We start from the raw sequence: 19,078 nt of genomic DNA, 5'->3' as shown, positions 1-19,078 counted from the left end.
ATCCGAGCCATCTTTTCCGTTACAGGAGACGATAGTCTCCAGCTCTTCATGTAGAAACCATTGCTTTTTTCCTGTTTTTGGGTGGCACACTACTTGCTCCTAAAGAATGTATCTTTGCAATGATTCGATGTTTCCCACAAGGATTGGCTTTTGTTCTTGCCGGTGGTTTTATGCTGCTGGCCAACGGCGGCTGTGCGCCAATGACCTCCGAATCATCGCTATCCTCGGAGCTTTCTGCCGTGGTGGCCTCGGGCAAAGCTATGGCGGTATTCGATCTTAACCTTGCTTCACCGGATGATTTTGCCAAGGTCGAACAGTATTTTGATGTCGTGGGATCAGGACCATCTCGTCAGCAAGTCATATTGACTCGCTCTCAAATGGAAGCGTTGCGCGATGGGACATTTACCTTTCCACAAGGCGCTGGACTTACTTACAATCAAGACCGAACAACCGATCTGCTTTCGGTGCTTGAAGATGGCATACCCTTTGGCACGTCACCCGAGGAACTAGGGAATGGTGTTTATTTATCACTTGCTGCGATTGAAACATTTTTCGACCAACTTCAAACGAGATACCCGAATCGTGTTGAAGCTCACAAATACGGAGAGAGCTGGGAAGGGCGGCCGCTCCTGGCATACAGAATCACCGCCGATTTGAACGAGGCTAAACCCAAAGCTGTGTTTTTGGCCTCGTCTCACGCTCGGGAAATTAGCACACCGGAAATGGTAGTACGTCTGGCGAACTATCTGCTCGGGCAACAAGACGCTTGGTCGCAGTGGGTTTTGCAGCATCGGGAGATTTGGCTCATTCCAGTGCACAACCCGGATGGACGCATGAAAGTGGAAAATGGTTTCCCCCTTTGGAAAAAGAACACGCATAGCCAGGATCAACCTTGCGCTTTAGATGAAACTGGTAAAACAGACGGAGTCGATCTAAACCGAAATTTTGCTTGGAGATGGAGAAACGACTCCGACTCAGTTTGCGCTTCGGATTATTCCGGAAAATCTCCGGCTTCGGAACCCGAAGTGGACGCCCTGCAGAAGCTGTTGAGTTCGTTGTTTCCATCCAACAGGCCTCAGGATATGAGTTCTTCCGCCAACCCTGGATTGTCGGGAATATTCATGAACCTTCACGCCTTTTCCGAGTGGGTGATGGCGCCCTGGATAGGAGAAACTGACCCTGCACCCAACGAACCCAACCAAGTAAGGATTGCTGAGAGTGTTGCAGGGTTAGTGGGGTATGATCTTGTCTCGCTCCCTTACCCGGCATTCGGAGATGCGAATGATTGGTTGTATGGAATGACGGGCACTCCATCGATTGCCATGGAAATTGGCACATCATTTTTTGAACCAGCGGATGAACTGCAAGCTCTTTTTGAACGACTGCTTCCAGGATTTCGTCACACCATCGATGAAGCACAAAGACCGTATGCCCCGGTGCTCGACGCGTTTCAAAGCACCCTTGAACCAAAACGGAACCGGTTGGTTCTAAAAAACATCTCCAATGAAGAAGTGCTTGTTGATGGCTTCGCGTGGAATCTCCCTCAAGTCTCGCTTGGGCTCAAACAGCAAGGAAACAATCCCTGCGCACTGCAACAACCATTCACGCTTCCGCCCAACACCGAGTGCACTCTTGCGATTGAGCATACAGACGATACGCCCGCTACGAATGTACTTTTAATATCAAGCCACAACGGTAGCGGCATGTTGGAAATCCCCGTGAGCATGCCGTCTAAAAAACAGAAAAAAAATTGAGTTCACCTTTTACTCTTGCCGCCCCACCTAGCGCTTGTTCAGGTAGCGCAGCAACACAGGGCGGCCAAACACCGCGATTAGTACAAGGACAACGAGAAACACAAGGGCGATTGGATCGGTGCGTATCAGGCGAACAATGAGCGCTGCACTGGCCAAAGCTCCGGCTAACGCTCCAAAGGCTGTCACCCAGCGCATGCCTGCTCGCTCTAAAAAGCCAGAGCCGCGACAACGGTGAAGGTGAACAAAAAAGCCAAACTTGCTGCTTCAACGAGAGTGGTCAAGGTACCGAAGGTCACCAAGAGCGCCGCCAAACCGCCAAACGCTATCACCGCGCGGTCGGGGATGCCGTTTTTGTTTTTGTGATCCACAAACGCTGGCAACTCGCCGTCTTCGGCAACAGTGTAAGCCAGTCGCGCTGTCGCAAAAAGCGTCGCATTAATAGCCGAGCCCGTGGAAAAAGCAGCAGCCACAGTAACACCGATAAGCCCCGCCGTGCCAAGGACTTTTCGTCCGGCAATTGCTAAGGCCACTTCTTTGTGCTCGACGACCTGATCGGCACCGATGAGCATGGCTGTGCCTAAAGCAACGATTACGTAAACGATTGCGACCAGCGCGATGGCTGATAGGACCGCACGCGGCAGGGTCTTTTTCGGATCGGCAATGTCATCGTAATCGTAAGTGAGCAGCTGAAAACCTTCGTAGGCCATAAAGATGGAAGCCGCACCAAACAAGGCCGCGCCAATTCCGGAATCCGGCACGCCCTTGGAAAGCATCGGCGGATTCCATTGCGCAAGACCAAAGCCGGCCAGCGCCACAAGTACCACAAGCTTAATCCACACGAGGATAACTTCGACATTCCCCGCATCGCCAACACCACGTAGGTTCACACCGATGAACAGCGCCATAATCGCAACGCCGGTCACGCGCACAAACCATGGACCCAAGCCGACCACGTGACCCAGGTACTCCCCAAACGTAAAGGCGTAGACGGCATTGGTCAGCACATAGCCGACGATCAACACCCACGAGAGACTGCCGGCAAACTCGAAGGCATTAATCTTTCGAAGAAAAGTAAACGCGCCGCCACCTTCGCCGTACTTCGCCGCCAGTTTGACGTAGCTATAACCCGCCGCCAAAGCAACCAGCCCCGCAGCCACAAAACTGAGCCATGCCCAAGCGCCAGCGATACTGACCACAACCCCCAAGGTCGAAAAGATGCCGCCACCAATCATGCCCCCCACGGCCATCGACCAAGTTTGATTAAAACCAAGCTTATGTTGCTTCGAATCACTCACGCGCCACGCACTCTAACAGTCAAAACAAATTTTGCGAGTCCCGAGCCACCATACCCTGTACATCACTTGAATTAATCCTAAGGTTTTGATTGATGTTGACTGGTTGTGGTGAAGGAAGCGACCCAAAGGGCTGCTGTGTTAGCAGGGTCGTAATCGTTTCCAGCGCCTGGGTGTGGGTACGCGTAGATCCAGTAGTTGTACGCAACGGTATCACCGGCTGCGCCCCAGGTTCGGAACTCATCGGAGGTAAAATGCCATTCACTCTGATAGCCGTTGGGCTCGAAGATAAATGTCCCATCGTCGAACCAACAGCCGTTCCAGCTGGGTGATTGACTCATCCCGCCTTGAACAAGCTGGGGTGAGTCCTCGAGCAATACGGAAAGCGTTCCGGAAAAAGGGCCTCCGTCGGTGTCTGTCATGAGACCCCAACGAGCATCCGAAGTGCAAACACGGCTGTCTGATCCTGCTTGGCCAATCATCGTGCGGCTGTTGACTGGACCGCCCGAGTCTCCGAAGCGCACCGTGTCAATATCGACGGCGTGAATGTTTTCGGTGTAGTCCTCGATGAGGTAGGCGAGGTAGGAAAACGAAGCGTAGCCGTCGAGTTGGTCGTGAGGATCAATCGTTGTGGAGGTTGATGCGCGTATTCGCCAGCGCATAAGCACCTCGTTGCTATCGCCACGATCAAACAAGTAGCCTATCAATCGCACATCGCCGCGGTCAACAGGATCGCATCCCGTTCCTTGTGCGCAATAAAACTCCGAGTCAATGACAACGACGCTTGCAACGGGACTGCTAAAGATGCGCACCTGGCTATGGGCATCTCCGTTAACAAGATGGGGTTGGAAAAAGCGGTTGCTTGCGCCCGGACCGACATTGAAAGTGCCGTCATGACGGTTGGGGCCCAGGCGAATGGTATGAATCAGAGGATCGGGTCCCGCGGCCGCATCCACTACGGTTGGGTATACCTCTGTTCCGTCGGGCAGAGTTAGATTGTTGATTCGCGGACCCACAGAACTACTGGGGTAGGTGTAGTTGGCCGCATCGTTCCAAAAGGGAAGCGAGTCGCTAAGCATGATCTGGTAGACCGTGGTGCCATTGTCGATACGGGAAATCGACGAAGCGGACCCAGGCATTCCATCGACGATCACATCGTCAAAGCCCGAGCCTTCGGTTTGCAGCTCGACAACGGGGTAAGCGGCAGGGGTGTCATTGGAACCGTAGTAGATATGGCATTCGGTCGTGCCGTCGCTGTTAGGTACCATTAGAAAAATTAATTCGTCGTTTCCATCGAAGACTTCATTGGTATCTCCTAAGGAATCGTAGTCGTCATTTACCCAGTCGTAGACAGCATGAGCAACTTCGACGTAGGCTCCGGCGTTGGTGTCCCAACAAAGGACACGTAAAGAATCTTCGTCCACTGCCGCATCGGATGGAAGATCGTCCGAGGTGATCCAAACAGGTTGCCCGTCTGCGCTGGAGGTGTCACCACCGCTCACGAAAAGTTCGACACGGTCGGGATAGTCATCATCCCACCAGCAATCTGAACTTGTACACACGCGGGCAGGAGCGCCCGTCCCATTTCCGTTCGAACTGCTACTGGCAGAATCGTTCAACGAGTTTCCAGGATCGCTTGGATTAGGCAAGTGATCAAAACCAATGCGTCCGCACGCCATGATCATCGTCGCAATAATCATCGCTCGGAGTACGCCGCGACCGCGGATCTTCGACTTGCTATTCCCCCAGAGTCTCACAACTAGGCTTGTCCTTGATTAGATCAACATTACCACGTATCTGTAATAATGCAACTGAACTGCGTCTGCTTAGCGCGTGAGAGGAGGAGCCTCGCGGGCGGGGTCTGGAGGCTTCGGTTTGGGTGCAGTGGGGTTGTGTGTTGAATTAATCTTGAATGATTTTCTGGGGTGTGTTCAAGTGAGTAGCGCGTTTGGGGCGGTATGGATTTTGCATACTAAGTGGGTAGGAGTTCCCCATGGCGGCATTTGCTCGGAAGCGTTTAGGATTGATATTGATAGCTTCGCTACTGCTAAGTTCGTCTTGTTCTGCATCCATGGATGATGAATCAATTGATCAAAGCAACGATGCGATTGCTGATCCGATAAGCATTACGATTGGGGCGATGACCATCACCTTGGCGGCGTGGGAAGCGGCTTTGATTTGCGCCATTGCGATTGTGTGGCTGGCGGCGTTGCTTCGAGAGATTAATGAACCTGCTGGCGAAGCGCTTGGCGAGATAGCTCAAGATTTGCTTTATGCAGCACAACAAAACACCGCCATGTTCTCGGACATCATTAGCCTTGCTGTCCAAGCAGCGGTTTTGGCGTGGGGAAAAACTGAGGACATTCGCCTTGTGGATTTAATTGAAGAGGCAAGGACTTGGTATGAAAGCAAGGAAGCCTTAAACTTGGCTACCACGGCTTCAAGTGAACTTAGCGCGGGTGACTTTGAAGAACTCGCTCGGCAACTGCCGGGCTACGGCAAGATGATTGCTAGCCTTCAGGATGCCTTATTGACGTGGTACAGCATTCGAAAAAGCACACCGCATTGCTATGCTGCGGCACAAGGCATCGGACCATCGGGCACGCCATGGATTGCTGCACGGGGCTGTGACCATCCTTCGCCTTGTGAAAGTGCAATCACCGCAGCAAAGAATTTAAGCTTTCCTCAAAACGCTTTTGTCGATAGCTACTTTGTTCTGCTGTACAATGAATGCCCACAAGAAAGCTATCCCGTGGGACTTGCAGCCTACATCAAGTAACTTTTCAAACAAGCAATCTTAAGCTCGGAATAAACAAGCGAGCAGGGTGTTTGTATAAGTAGGAATCCAAACGTCCGGACGCGATTCCGGCCAATGCATGAGAAGTGGCCACAGCTGTTTAGCGCCCATTGCTTCGGGTGTTCAATGAGCAAAGACTTGTAAATTGACAGTTTAGAAGCGGTGCGGAACACTGCCATGCATCTGTGACTAGCGAACTTGCGTCAAGTTGTTGGGCGCTACCTTAGGAGAAACTATGCAGCGTTCAATGATTCTTTTTTCAATTTTGCTTGCACTTGTTGTGTTTTCTGCCTGCGGTAGCGATAGCAACGATACGCCAACTCCGGTTGCGGCCCCGACGATTACAGCTCCAATTGAAGACGCAGTGGTGGGAAGTCCCGTACTAGTCACCGGAACAGGCCTCGCAGGCGCTACGATTGACGTAACGGTTTCGGCAGCGGATTCTCAAATTGGCACAGGGACATCTGCAGTGGACGGCAACGGAAACTTTAGTGTCACGGTCGACTTTACGGAGCAAGACAACGGTACCGAATTGGTGATTAGTGTAACGCAAAGCACAAGCGATGGCAGATCCGAGGCCGTGACGGTCAGCGTAACTCAAGGTCTAGTGCCAGATGCTCCGAGCATTAGTTCGCCTGAAGCCAACGACGAAATCGATTCGCCTGTCACGGTCACTGGCAGTGGTGAAGCTGGTCTTAGCCTTACGGTTGAATTGCTCGAGCAATCCACCTCACTTGCAATGGCAGAAGCCACCGTGGGCACGGATGGAAACTTTAGCGTGGATCTTAGTTATACCGATGTTGCTCCGGGAACAGAACTGAGCATCCGGGCCTATCAAAGCAATGCTTTGGGCGATTCGGCTCCAACAAGTGTAAGCGTTACTCAATTTTCCCGAACTTTGTCCGGCACAGTTGAGCAAACAAGCGGAAGTAATCTTGGCGACAAAGTATACGTTCGCCTTTATCCAAGTGCTCAAAGCACCGAAGCATTGCAAAGCGTCACCATCGATGCAACCAGCGGTATTTTGCTTCCTTCCACACCCTACAGTTTTGATGTAGGCCGCGGAACGTACTTCGTTCGCGCTTTTCGTGACATCGTCGGACCCGATGAACAACCCACGCTTCCAGGGGATCCGCAATCGGTCGCCAGCAGCGCGGTGATCATCGCTGACACTGATATGTCCGGCACAAATCTCAGCATCGTTGATGCAAGCAGCGCGAAATACTACTACTCATTCAATGTTTACGCTTATCACGAGAGTGGTGAAGCACGCACGCCGGAACTTGAAAGCCCCGCGAACAGCGGAAACTTTGTACCCGGCTCTGGCCAATGCCGCGGGTTTTACATGTTTGCAACAGCGCTCATTAGTAACTCAGCCGATGAAGCCCAGTTAAGCGCGCCCACCGTAAAGCATCCCAGTGGAGACCTGGTCGTTCTAAAGGACGATGGGGCTTGCGATTACCAAGTCGCAGACAACACCGGATCAAGTTACGATGAGCACTTAGACGACCAGCGTTATAGCTACGGATGGGCTGACCCGACCCAAGACGACGCGGGAGACTACGTGTTTTCGTTTCGCGATACATTGCTTGATTTTATCCATGTTGAAGTTGACAACATCGAGACCGTCACCAAGCTGGACCGAACGGTTGCTCTAACTTCACCGACCGGAGCAAGCGCCTCGGGACTCGACCCTAGCTATACTTGGAACACAGTAGCGGGCGCAGTAACTTATTATGCATCCATCTGGGGCAACAGCTATTCTTCCGACATCGGACCAACGCTCAGTACCAGCGGCACAGCAACCACTCTTATCGATGATACCTCGTACAGAGTTACCATCCAAGCTGTCGATATGGATACGATTGCAGGAGATGACTACGATGCGCGTGTACAAGGCATGGAGAGCTATTTTGTTACGGACTCCGGCAGTGACAGCAGCATCACCATCAGCGGATCGATCACCAACAACACCTCGGTGACGGCTCCCATCGCCATTCGCGTGCGCGATGAAGACTCGGAGAGCAGCGTGTATCTTGATGCTGCAAGCACAGCTTACAGTCTCGTCAATTTGACCAGTTTGTCTTCGGATTCCACTCAGGTGTCTGCCTTTTTGGACGCCGATGGGACCGGCGATCCAGATACTTTGGCCAACTCGCCCTACCGTATTGATTTCGACGGACTCGACGGAAGCGCAAATATCACGCAAAACTTGGTATTCAACGAACCGGTGCTTCTAACAGCCCCGGCAGAGGGAGCCACTGCCGTAGGGGATACGCCTGCTTTCAGTTGGCAGAGTTATGCTAACAGCTCAAGTGCACCCACCGGCGCCTGGGCCTATGGTTTCTTTGTCGATGCTGCGAATGGCTCGGATGGCATACCTGATATTCTATGGGCCTTGCCGAGCACAGCAACTTCGTTTGATTTCGCAAGTCCACCTGCGGCGACAGCAGCAGTTGATTTGCAATTTGTTGCAAGCTGCATTGAAGGAGGCGGCGTGTACGATAGTGGCACAGGTCCAGGCGATGCGAGCTGTACTGGCGCATCTCCAGCAGCAGCGTCCAACCCTAGCGATCTGAGCAGCGCTACCGACTGGACATGGGGCATGGTCGTTCTTGAATGTGACTTTGCCGACTACACCAACAACACAGATTTAAATACCAACGACATCGACGACTTCATTGAATGCGTTGTCCCCGTGCTCCAATCCGGCGGCGGACTCTATGCGCGATCCGTCGATCAGACCTTTTCGACCGACTAAAACCGCACGGGAATTATTTTAACGTATTCCGACCAATCCAGCCTTTTTTCCAGAAGTAGAAGACGAAGGCAAAGGCGATGGTGCCCATGAGCGTGAGCACGGCAAAATAGCCGTAGCGGAAACCAAGTTCCGGCATATTGCCAGGGTATTGTCTGTCAAAGTTCATGCCGTAAAGGCCAGCGATAAAGCTAAGCGGCATGAAGATGGTGGCGATTAGGGTGAGCACCTTCATCACTTCGCCCATGCGCGCATTAACCTTGGATAAGTACAAATCCATAAGCTCGGAGGCCGAACTACGACAAGCATCGACCATGTCACCAAGTTGCAAGGTGTGATCATGCGTATCGCGGAAGAACAATCGGGTTTCGGCAGAAAAAATGGGCTGCTCTTTGCCGGCCACGCTGCCAGCTACATCACGGGTTGGCCAGAGGATCAAGCGTAGGTTTAACAGAAGGTGTCTGATGCGATGCAGCTCTTCGATGTTGATGACTGCATCGTTGGCAATTACATCGTTTTCAAGCTTGTCGACTTTCTCGAGATAACCTTCGACCATCGGGAAATAGTGATCCACGATGGTATCAAAAATGGCATAGGCCAGATAGTCCGACGGACGTTTGCGAATGTGGCCACCGCTTCGCCTCAGCCGGTCACGCACAGGCTCGAGACAATCGCCAGGCCGCTCTTGGATGGTGATGACAAAGTTCTCGCCCACAAACATACTGTACTGCTCAAACTCGAGCTCGCCGCTCGGCTCGGGCGCATGCATCACCATAAAGGCTGAACCTTCGTATTGATCGAGCTTGGGACGTTGACCGAGCGATACAACATCTTCCAACGCTAATGGATGAAGATTAAATAGCTTGCCCAAATGTTGGATAAGCTCAACGTTTTGCAGGCCAACAATATTGAGCCAAACCACTTGATACGTTGCCTGCAGTTTTTTCAGATCCTCAAGCTCGCAATGCTCTTTCTCTTCCAAAGCTTCCGGCCCATAAACAGTGCATGTAAATGGGTCCTATGCGCTTCGGCTGGAGAGCGGGATCGATCCAGGTGGACGACCCGGAACATGGCGGCGCTTATGGCTTGGCAATCGACCCCAAAAGCGCGGCTTATGTCGAATCTTTCTAGGCATGGTTTAGCGAACCAGACGCTCTAAAAGGCCATCGAGTTCATCGTAACTGTGGTAACGGATGCTAATCTGCCCTTTGCCCTTTTTGTCGGTGACTTTGACCGTAGCGCCTAGAGCGTTACTGAGGCGTTTTTCAAGATCACGCACGTTGGCCGAATCGGTGGTCTTGCTTGCAGGCTTGGCCGTTGTGGGCTTTAAGGCCTCTTTGACGCGTTTTTCAGTGTCGCGCACGCTAAGGTTGTGTGCGACAATTTCTTTGGCGAGCGACGACATCTCTTGCGCTGAAGCTAAGCCGAGCAGAGCACGGCCGTGTCCTTCACTGAGTTCATCGGCTTCGATGCGCGCAAGTACACCATCGGGCAATGAAAGCAAACGAACGGAGTTGGCTACAGCCGAACGACTTTTGCCTAGACGTTTCGCAACGCTTTCTTGGGTATGACCGTGATCGGCAATGAGCTTTTGAAATGCGCGAGCTGTTTCAACAGCGTTGAGGTCTTCACGTTGCAAGTTTTCAACGAGCGCGGCTTCAAACGATTGCTTTTCGGTGAGCTCGCGCACAAACACTGGCACTTTGAGCACACCGGCGCGTTGTGCTGCGCGCCAGCGACGCTCACCTGCAACAATGTCGTAGGTGCCGTCGTTACGTTTACGCACGAGCAAGGGCTCGAGCACACCAAGCTCTTTGATTGAACTTGCCAGTTCCTCAAGGGCCTCTTCATCAAAACGCTTGCGAGGCTGCTCGCTGTTGGGCCTTAAATCCTCGACGGCTACGTGCAAGGTTTTGTACTGCGTGCTTTGAGGTGCCGAGGAAGGAAGCAGCGCATCAAGACCACGTCCTAACGGTCGGCGTTTGGGTGTTCGTGAAGAATCCATAATGAACCACTAGGCAGCTTGCGGAGTGGGGCCGCTAAGAATCTCACGCGCAAGATTGAGATAACCGGCCGAACCGCGTGATGCAGAATCGTAAAGGATAATGGGTTTACCGTGCGAGGGAGCCTCAGCTAAACGAATGTTGCGCGGAATCACAGTGTTGAACACGGGAAAATGTTTTCTTAGCTCGCTTGCAACTTGCGATGAGAGATTGCTTCGTGCATCGAACATACAAAGCAGCACGCCGTCCATTTTGAGCTCCGGATTAAGTCCGCTACGGATACGCTCTACTGTGTTCATGAGCTGGCTAAGTCCTTCAAGCGCATAGTACTCACACTGCATCGGCACCAAAATCGAATCAGCCGCCGCCAAAGCGTTAATGGTCAAGATGCCAAGTGAGGGCGGACAATCAATCACGATGTAGTCGTATTCACTCTTGAGCGGCTCAAGCGCTTCTTTGAGACGCAAGGCTCGGTCCTCGAAGGAGACAAACTCAAGCTCTACCGCAGCCAAATCAGGCGAAGCAGGCATAAGCTTCAGATTTGGCAGGTCGGTCTCATTGATAGCAGAAATAGCTGCTGCATCACGGTGCAGAACGTGATAGGTGCCCACCTCGAGCTGTGCGGTATCAAGCCCTACGCCGCTTGAAGCATTGCCCTGCGGATCGATATCAACAAGCAGCACCCGCTGCTCGGCGACAGCGAAACTGGCCGCTAAATTCACCGCCGTCGTGGTCTTTCCGACCCCGCCTTTTTGGTTCGCCACAGCAACAACTTGAGTCATAGACAGCTATTACCAGTCCGCCTCAAAGCTTTCAATGTCATCTCAACTCAACACCTATTTTCCGCCAATTTTTCCTCGCCCTACAAGGCAGGGAAGGCCCACCGGGGTGGGAGGGAAGCCGTGTGAGACTGCTCCATCTGCGTGCTGCGCTAACTAGGCAACGAAGCAGCTGAAATAGTCAAATATGCTTTTCACTTTCAATACTTACCCCAATATGTTCTCCATTTTTTTGCCTTCTGAGAGGTGGGTGGTACTGTGTCGTCAGATGTAGGATAAAGTAGTTACAAACAAACTATTTGTTCTGCTCGAAAACGGCTTAGGAGGCCAACCATCATGCGGGGACCCAAACATTATCGAAGTATCGAAGAATTTGAACGTGAGGAAATCCGTCCCACGCAAAAGATCGGGTTCACCTTGGACGATCTGTACCAAGAGGCCACTTTCAACACCGAGCAGGAATTTTCAAAAGAGGATCCCAAGGAATTGGATTTCGATTCCTGATCGGAAAGCAAGCCCAAACAGTCTTAGATTACATCCCCCTCCCGGGATGTGCCATTCGCCGCTTCGCCCTGTGCGAATGGTAAAAGGCTCGACACTCCCCGTCGAGCCTTTTTTTTATTTGATTAACACGATCAACGGGCGTAGCTAAACGATTGCAAACCCGATAACAGCTTCTAACGCGATGCAATTCTGATCGCACTGATAAAGAAAGGAGGCTGTCATGATACGCTGGTATGCTGTTGTGTTTATGGTAGCGACCGTACTTGTTGCTGTGACGATGAAAGTCAACGGATCGATGCGGGATCCGATGCTTTGGTTTCGGATGCAACGCTCGATGCCGATTCAGGTGCATACTGCCTCACGGGAGTCGATGTTGTTATCAAAGACAATCACCCGAGCGGCCAGCATGAACTCGTTATAAGTTATCAAGACGCAATCGATGGAGTCGAGAAAACTTACGATATCCAAGGTGGCAACACCGGTCATGGGCACGAAGTCACTGTAAGCAGTGCCGAGTTCGAAGCCTTGCTGACGGGACAAACCGTGACTTTGATGTCCACCGAACAAGATACGGTTGGTAACGGGCACACCCACGAGATAGTGCTTAGTTGCTCGTAGCGTTCTCGTAGATGGCAATGTACTGGTAAGATAAGAGGCTCTCGTTTAGCGAACGACGCTTCAGTCCTGCGCTTTTCATTTCCTCATCAGGCTGTAACTGGCAGAGACGATGGCTCTCGCTTGGTCAACGGGCATCTCACCCATTTTGAAATCAACAATTGCAATCGCCCCGTGTTGGCTTAAGCTCTTCTTCAAGTCTTCAGGTATGTCTTACGGTCTTGGAAATGATGGTAGGTGTTGCAAATAAAAACCAAATCGACTTTGCCCGGAATGCGTGCATCCTTTGAACTCGCAAGCAAAGCCCTTAGATTGAGCAGTTTTTCTTGCAGCGCACGACGGTTGAGATAGTCAACCATTTCAGGCTCCCGATCGATGCCAAGCACCGTACTCTTGGGGTACTTCTTCGCTAAACGCACGGCAAAATAGCCTGTGCCAGCCCCCAAATCGACGATGGACTGTCCATCTCTAAGGCCAAGCGCGCTGATCACTTCATCGGGTTTCTGCCAGTTATAGCGCTCAGGATCGTCGAACTTTTTCGCCCAATTTTCCGGATCGGTAAAACGTTCCACCATGCCACGTTTGGAACGATGTTTGTGGCCATCCGCAAAACAGGGGCTGGAAACAAAAGAAAAACAAAAGAGTGTGCAGAGAAAATTGCGCAGGCTAGTTTCACGCTTCATCCGGAGCCTCGTCGTCGTGGGTGTGAATCACAAAACCACTTCCGTCGAGCGCTTGAATGGCTTGCTCGAGCTTCTCTGCTTTGACGAGAATGTAATCGGTATCATAGGAAGCGATGGCAAACACACTGATTTCTGCTGCGGCAAGCACCGTGGAAAGGCTGGCCAAAATGCCCACAGCATCAAGCGGCATCGGCCCATGAACTTTTAGGCAACGCCAGCCCTTGTCGGGGTTTTGATCTTTCGGAATCTTCTCTTCTTCGCACACTACCGACAATTCTTCATCGGTCCGGGTAATGGAAAAAAAAGGAGAGCCTAGAGCCCACGCTGGGATGGTGGCATCGGGTTTACGCTTTGCAATCGCAAGACGCATCGGCAAAATGCTCAACTCTAGGACTGGCTTATCGTCGTTTGTGGTGTCAGTCATCGGGACTCAGCCAGCTATCTGCGGGATCACGGTGGCTGCATATACAATGACCGAAAGTGCGGCACCCAGCACGAGCACCGCAAGCGCAATCAACTTAGGGCCGGTCCAAAATTGGCTCTGACGAGAAAATCGCTGTTCGTATTTGTCCATAGTAGCGAGCTTGGTGCCATGTTTGCTTGGCCCCGTCAATGCAGGCGTGCTACCAATCCGAAGCTATGTCGAGTCGTGCTGTAAAAACGGGCTTCTTCGCCAACAAAGAAAAGAAACAGGAACGCAATTTTAAGCGCCTAACCGAAGGCCATCTTAGCCTTGGGGTATTGCGCTTCGGGCTGCCTTTGGTCATCGGCATGGGCCTGCACACGCTGTTCAACCTCATCGACATGTTCATGATTGGCCGATTGCAAGAGGGAACAGAAGGCCTCGCAGCACTCGGTGTGTGCGACATGATCGCAGCCCTCGCTACTATCGTCTCTAACGGCGCATCCACGGCAGCCGTTGCGGTCATCTCAAGACGGCTTGGTGAAAAAGATACGCGCGGGATTCGTCGCGCGACCTGGCTGTCTCTGTGGATGGTCGGCGCTTTTTCCGTCGCCTTTGGCCTGCTCGGACTTTTCGGAAGCGACGTTTTGATTCGCGACATTATGCAAGTCAAAGGACTTGCTGCTGACTTAGCTGTGCCTTACTTGCGCATTATTTTAGGCGGTTGTTTTTCGATTTTCTTCTTGCTGCAAATCACCGCCGTTCTCCGTGCACTCGGTAGCGCTAAATCGGCAGCAGCGCTGCTTGTCGGCGGCAACCTTTTGAATATTTTACTCAACATCCTGTTTATCTACGGAACGGGTCCGCGTCCTGAGGTTTTTGCGTGGGCAGATCCGCTTGCACAGGCACTTGCTATCCCACGCATGGGCGTCGTTGGAGCAGCCTGGGCCACGCTTCTCGGTCGCACAGTCCCAGTCCTGTTTGGGATTTTCCTGCTTGTTCATCGCAAGGGCGGCCCGCGCTTCCACCGCATCTATCTTAGGCCCATCAAAAGCGAGCTTGCAACACTGTGGCGAATCGGCTGGCCGTCGAGCGCCCAGCTCATTGTACGCGTCGGAGCTGTCCTTGCTTTCATTTCACTCGTCAGCTCCAACTACACCACCGTCGGAGATCAAAGCTCGCTGACAGCGTTTAGCATTTGTCTGCGACTTGAAACGATGGCGCTCTTTATCGGCATGGGCTGGGGCGCGGCCGCATCTACTTTTGTTGGAGCCAACTTAGGCGCTGGTCAGCGCAAACGCGCACAACAAGCAGGCTGGATTGCCGCATCCTTTAATTTCTTCCTGATGATCGGCTTGGTTGCAACCTACATGCATTTTGCCGAACCGATTATCGGCTTTTTCGATCATTCGCCCAAAGTCATTCAGGCAGGGCGAGAGTATTTACGTATTGTGGGTTTGAGCTACTGCGTGCTCGGCGTAGCTCTCGTGCTTTCACAAGCCATGACAGGCGCCGGGGCGACGCTCTCAAGCCTTGTCATAGACGGCGCTTTTTTGCTGTTTTTGGTCGTACCCGCATCGATTATCGTCACGGAATATTTAAGATTACCACCTGTTGCGTTGTGGACAACGATTGCGATGGGTAACCTGGCAGCTGCCGTGGCCTATACTTTGTGGTATGCCCGAGGCGCATTCTTAGAAAAGAAGGTTTAATCGTGGGCGCAGTTGAAATCATGAGCGAATCCATGCTCCAGCAACTGAGAGAAGCGTGCAAACTGGCTGCACGCACACTTGTGATGGTGGGTGAGCACATCCGTCCTGGCATAAGCACCGGCGACATTAACACCTTGGGTCATGACTTTACCATCGAGCACGGTGCTCGGCCTTCGCCCTTGAACTACAAAGGCTATCCAAAAAGCGTTTGCACCAGCGTCAACGAAGTCGTCTGCCATGGCATTCCCAGCGGCTACAAACTTAAAGACGGCGACATCATCAACGTCGATGTCACTTCGTATTTTCCGACGGAGCACGGCTTTCACGGGGATACCAGCGCGATGTACTACGTCGGCGAGCCAAGCGATGGTGCAAAAAAAGTGGTTGAAGTTGCGCGCCGCTGCTTGGAACTCGGCATCGAGCAAGCCAAACCCTCTGCCCGCATTGGTGATATCGGGGCGGCTATTCAAAACTATGCCGAAGCACAAGGCTGCTCGGTTGTGCGTGACTTTGTCGGACATGGCATCGGTCGTCAGTTTCACATGCCCCCGCAAATCCCTCACCACGGAAAAGCAGGCACCGGCAAACGTCTCAAGGCTGGGATGGTCTTTACCATCGAGCCAATGATTAACTTGGGTGGCTATGAATGCGAGATTCTCTCCGACGGCTGGACCGCCGTAACCACAGACGGATCACTTTCCGCTCAATTTGAACATACCCTCGCCATCACCAAAGACGGCTGCGAAGTGCTAACAGCACGCGATGCACTAATTCCAAACAGCGAAGATAAGCCCTGGGCAGACTTGGGACCTAGATCGGTTCCAGCATCCAAAAACGCTAGAATCAGCTAGCTAACCATTGTAGCCGCAGGTATTTCGATACCTTTTTCAGTACGGTTTATCCAGAATAGGAACATTAAACAGTTTCATAATTAATGTTTTCTCCCATTGATTCATAGGAGATGGGGGGAAGACTCCAAAATACACAGCCGTTGGATTTTCGATATTCCGCCAAACACTTGGATGGTTAATTATGTCACCCATGTGATAAGGGATACGCGTTAACATCATCTGGCCTATACCCATCGCGTCATCGTAGATAGGTATTTGCAGCACCTTTGAGACAAGCTCCAGCTCCGGTGGGCTAAGTAGATTTTCCAAACTATCAACGATGTGCAAAGGACTCTGCCCTTCATAAACATTAAGTCTTGAAAGGATCTCGGTCGACGTTTCGGCGAATTTGAGGGAGTCGTCTTGCCGTAGACCAAAAACAAGGTCGAATTCCACTCGCGAATCATGAAGCGTACCATCAAAAATTGAGTACAACGCTGCTTCAAAATTTTTAGCGGCTTGTTGGCCACCAAGCGACCAGTCGTCCATGTAAACAAAACGCAGTCGCTGCTCTGGTTGAAGCTCATCGAGCAAGTCCAGTATTGCTTCTGGACCTAAGGTAGCATCTGAGCCAAGCTGCCCAGTAAAGTAAACATTGGGCCGACTGGTATCAAATGCATAACTTAAATTCCGATTACCGTCCCCAAACCAATCACGAAACAGATCAACCACGAAGTCCGAGCTCTTCGCTTCCCCACGTGTAACGACGGAACCTTGCGTGTTGGTTTTGATTTCTTTCAAAAACACGATCACGTCGTCTTCTCGTACACTTGACGCAAACGCAGACATGGCCTCTGATAAATGAAAGACATACTCATCCACGTCAACGAACCTCATGTGAGACGCGAGAATCTCTAGCACTGCCTTAACTTCAGCAGGATCATTGTTGGAATAATCATGAAGCCCTGAAAGTATTCTTTGCGCATCTTCGAGATCAATGCCGGAAAGTTCTAGTTGAGAAAGGCCATGCTCGCGCAAAGACAGCAGCCGTTCAACCAACTTGTCGATGTCCGAAGCATCTGCTCCAAGAGAGATAAAGCGCTCCCTAACGCCTTCAAAGCCCATCGCATAAACAGTCTCGGCACGATAGAAATCAAAGAAGCTCTGAAAACGTGCTTGAATCGCTTCTTGGATACGCTCTAGGGTGATGCTTTCATCCACAACGCCGATACGTTGTGCAAAGCGCAGGAGCCCGGGAATTGAGTGAGCGACATCTGCCGTGGCAAAGATAACATCCACAACGGTAGCAAGTCCTGTGATTCGACTACTCTTCTGCAAACGAACCGCTTCTTTCGGCGGCACCAAACTGTATTCTAACCCTACATAAGCAAAGGTCTGGGCTACCTCGGACAAGTGTGCGAGTTTGAAATATTGATAGATACCGATACCTGTAGCGATGAGGCATACTCCGACCGCTGGCAAACTTGTGGGCCCCAAAGCTAAGGTCACTCCAACGCAAGCCACGGCTGAAGCGATTGCAAGGCCGGGTTTCGCAAACTCTTGCGCCTTGGCTTCGGTAAGCAAGATGTCGTGGATGGCTTGATAGCCCTTAGGAGCCCCTACCTCGTTATAGCCTCCATATAGGCTCATCAGACCACTTTGCTCCATCACCAAGGCGTACTCCCAGGCCTCCGACATCACGATGCTGCCGGGAGCCACGATGCTTTGCGCCTGTGCATTGTTTATTTTGAGCACGTCAAGCGCTTGCACTAGAGCACTCGTAAACCATCCAAGTCGGGCATCCACAGATTGGTCTAGGTATTCCCCTTGTCCTGTCGCAATCTGGGCCCAACGTCCCAAGGGAAGTACCACCTCTTGCGTTTCCATACCGCCAAAACTTGCCACAGGAACTTCGAGACCAAGCTGTATACGCAAATGACTGTACATGGCTTGAGCCTCAAGCTCATCATCCACCAAGGTGTGATAGACCGAGAGCATCGATGCAGCGAGCTCTCTTGCATGGGCGTATTCGCCCCCGATCGTTTGATCAATTTGAATCTCATCGGACAAGCTTGAAGAAAGCTCTCTGAGCCACCATGCTGTTTCATACAAATTGTCCAGTATCGCCATGTCTATCTTTTGGCGCTTGGCGTTGATGTCTCTTAACTTCGGGATTAACGCGGTGTAAAGCTCAGTGCAGCGTTGAAGCAAAGCGTTGCTCAAATCAATCTTGCCGGACTCTGATTGAAAGACAGCAGGGCATTCATCAAGCTTTGCTGCCGTTTGAGCTTCTTTTTCGATCGTGCGCGCAAGGGGCTCGATAAAAGCATCGTGTTCCATCAACCGTTGATATTGCTCTGCCATCGAGTGAGCCAGGTTTTGAAAATATCCTCGACTGTTCGTTAGGCCAGCATAGCCGATATCTTGCTCAAGCTTAGTGATCGCCTCTTGTTCCTTTTTAAGAAGGGGCATCGCAAAACGCTCAGAAAGCAAACGCTTGTAACTAAGCGCCGCTCTTGTCTTCCATTGATTTTCACCCGTCGCGCGGCCCGCATTGATGGTTTCGATGTCCGCTAAGAAATTGTGTTGTGGCGCAACGGACAACTGCTCATCGGCCACCGGATGCAACGCCTCTGCTAAACCAATGTGGTATTGAGTGTTGGCCGCATATTGGATGTTTTCCGTATCAGCGCTAACGCACTGATGCGTACGTTGGTCGCATATCAACACACCCTCCGTCGTTGCAGACTGAACGCCATCACACTCGGCTTGTAGCCCAAGAGGGCATGCTCCATAGCCTTGTCCCGAGCCATCGCCCCCTAAAGCAGCTCCAAACACGGGAATACATCCCGGAATCACACCGACACACAAACACAGTGTCAGATATCTCCAGATAGGACTATGTAGCAACACGATCATACGCCATAGGCATCACTGCAAAAAACGTA

17 protein-coding genes are annotated in these 19,078 nt (G+C 51.7%); 7 read left to right on the top strand and 10 right to left on the bottom strand.

The annotated features are described in order from the left end of the window. The first annotated feature begins 119 nt into the window (after positions 1 to 119). Positions 120 to 1,754, top strand: coding sequence for a hypothetical protein (locus IPJ88_12280; protein ID QQR88990.1), 1,635 nt, complete (start codon positions 120 to 122; stop codon positions 1,752 to 1,754). Between the two features lie 27 nt (positions 1,755 to 1,781). Here the strand turns inward: IPJ88_12280 and IPJ88_12275 are convergent, their stop codons facing one another. The 3 genes from IPJ88_12275 to IPJ88_12265 all read right to left on the bottom strand — a co-directional run bounded on the left by IPJ88_12275 (position 1,782) and on the right by IPJ88_12265 (position 4,746). Further along, positions 1,782 to 1,949, bottom strand: a complete 168-nt coding sequence (locus IPJ88_12275) for a hypothetical protein (protein ID QQR88989.1) — start codon at positions 1,947 to 1,949, stop codon at positions 1,782 to 1,784. An 11-nt stretch (positions 1,950 to 1,960) separates the two neighbouring features. Continuing rightward, positions 1,961 to 3,049 (bottom strand): amino acid permease, encoded by a 1,089-nt coding sequence (locus IPJ88_12270; protein QQR88988.1) that lies wholly within the window; start codon positions 3,047 to 3,049, stop codon positions 1,961 to 1,963. Between the two features lie 77 nt (positions 3,050 to 3,126). Continuing rightward, complete coding sequence (locus IPJ88_12265; protein QQR88987.1) at positions 3,127 to 4,746, bottom strand: hypothetical protein; 1,620 nt, start codon at positions 4,744 to 4,746, stop codon at positions 3,127 to 3,129. A gap of 293 nt (positions 4,747 to 5,039) precedes the next feature. Here IPJ88_12265 and IPJ88_12260 point away from each other — a divergent pair, with 293 nt between their 5' ends. Both IPJ88_12260 and IPJ88_12255 read left to right on the top strand, forming a co-directional pair. After that, on the top strand, positions 5,040 to 5,825 hold the full coding sequence (locus IPJ88_12260; GenBank protein ID QQR88986.1) for a hypothetical protein: 786 nt from the start codon (positions 5,040 to 5,042) through the stop codon (positions 5,823 to 5,825). Between the two features lie 253 nt (positions 5,826 to 6,078). Next, entirely contained in the window at positions 6,079 to 8,604 is a 2,526-nt protein-coding gene (locus IPJ88_12255) for a hypothetical protein (protein QQR88985.1), read from the top strand. Positions 8,605 to 8,617: 13 nt separating this feature from the next. On the opposite strand, the gene corA is transcribed toward IPJ88_12255, so the two are convergent. The 3 genes from corA to IPJ88_12240 all read right to left on the bottom strand — a co-directional run bounded on the left by corA (position 8,618) and on the right by IPJ88_12240 (position 11,386). Continuing rightward, complete coding sequence (corA, locus tag IPJ88_12250) at positions 8,618 to 9,583, bottom strand: magnesium/cobalt transporter CorA (protein ID QQR88984.1); 966 nt, start codon at positions 9,581 to 9,583, stop codon at positions 8,618 to 8,620. Between the two features lie 156 nt (positions 9,584 to 9,739). Next, a complete protein-coding gene (locus IPJ88_12245) occupies positions 9,740 to 10,606 on the bottom strand; it encodes a ParB/RepB/Spo0J family partition protein (GenBank protein ID QQR88983.1) in 867 nt (288 codons plus the stop codon). 9 nt (positions 10,607 to 10,615) lie between these two features. Then, a complete protein-coding gene (locus IPJ88_12240; GenBank protein QQR88982.1) occupies positions 10,616 to 11,386 on the bottom strand; it encodes a ParA family protein in 771 nt (256 codons plus the stop codon). A gap of 333 nt (positions 11,387 to 11,719) precedes the next feature. Between IPJ88_12240 and IPJ88_12235 the strand changes: the two genes are divergently transcribed. Together IPJ88_12235 and IPJ88_12230 are read left to right on the top strand one after the other, a co-directional pair. Then, complete coding sequence (locus IPJ88_12235; GenBank protein QQR88981.1) at positions 11,720 to 11,887, top strand: transcriptional regulator; 168 nt, start codon at positions 11,720 to 11,722, stop codon at positions 11,885 to 11,887. A gap of 312 nt (positions 11,888 to 12,199) precedes the next feature. Further along, positions 12,200 to 12,505 carry a hypothetical protein gene (locus IPJ88_12230; protein QQR88980.1) on the top strand — a complete coding sequence of 102 codons (306 nt, stop codon included), beginning with the start codon at positions 12,200 to 12,202 and terminating at the stop codon, positions 12,503 to 12,505. Positions 12,506 to 12,696: 191 nt separating this feature from the next. Here IPJ88_12230 and IPJ88_12225 read toward each other — a convergent pair whose 3' ends face one another. From IPJ88_12225 to IPJ88_12215, 3 genes are read right to left on the bottom strand one after another with little or no spacing between them, the layout of a single operon-like run. Beyond that, entirely contained in the window at positions 12,697 to 13,185 is a 489-nt protein-coding gene (locus tag IPJ88_12225) for a class I SAM-dependent methyltransferase (GenBank protein ID QQR88979.1), read from the bottom strand. Beyond that, positions 13,175 to 13,609 (bottom strand): ACT domain-containing protein, encoded by a 435-nt coding sequence (locus IPJ88_12220; protein ID QQR88978.1) that lies wholly within the window; start codon positions 13,607 to 13,609, stop codon positions 13,175 to 13,177. Before IPJ88_12220 ends, IPJ88_12225 begins: the two co-directional genes overlap by 11 nt. Positions 13,610 to 13,615: 6 nt before the next feature. After that, positions 13,616 to 13,759 (bottom strand): hypothetical protein, encoded by a 144-nt coding sequence (locus IPJ88_12215; GenBank protein ID QQR88977.1) that lies wholly within the window; start codon positions 13,757 to 13,759, stop codon positions 13,616 to 13,618. Between the two features lie 65 nt (positions 13,760 to 13,824). Here IPJ88_12215 and IPJ88_12210 point away from each other — a divergent pair, with 65 nt between their 5' ends. Both IPJ88_12210 and map read left to right on the top strand, forming a co-directional pair. Then, entirely contained in the window at positions 13,825 to 15,300 is a 1,476-nt protein-coding gene (locus IPJ88_12210) for an MATE family efflux transporter (GenBank protein ID QQR88976.1), read from the top strand. Between the two features lie 20 nt (positions 15,301 to 15,320). After that, positions 15,321 to 16,151, top strand: coding sequence for a type I methionyl aminopeptidase (gene map, locus IPJ88_12205; protein QQR92033.1), 831 nt, complete (start codon positions 15,321 to 15,323; stop codon positions 16,149 to 16,151). A gap of 36 nt (positions 16,152 to 16,187) precedes the next feature. On the opposite strand, the gene IPJ88_12200 is transcribed toward map, so the two are convergent. After that, entirely contained in the window at positions 16,188 to 18,989 is a 2,802-nt protein-coding gene (locus IPJ88_12200; protein ID QQR88975.1) for a hypothetical protein, read from the bottom strand. Positions 18,990 to 19,078 lie beyond the last annotated feature (89 nt).

This window comes from Myxococcales bacterium, from assembly GCA_016699535.1.
Classification (GTDB): Bacteria; Myxococcota_A; Polyangia; order Polyangiales.
This window is presented reverse-complemented; position numbering and strand designations above follow the sequence as displayed.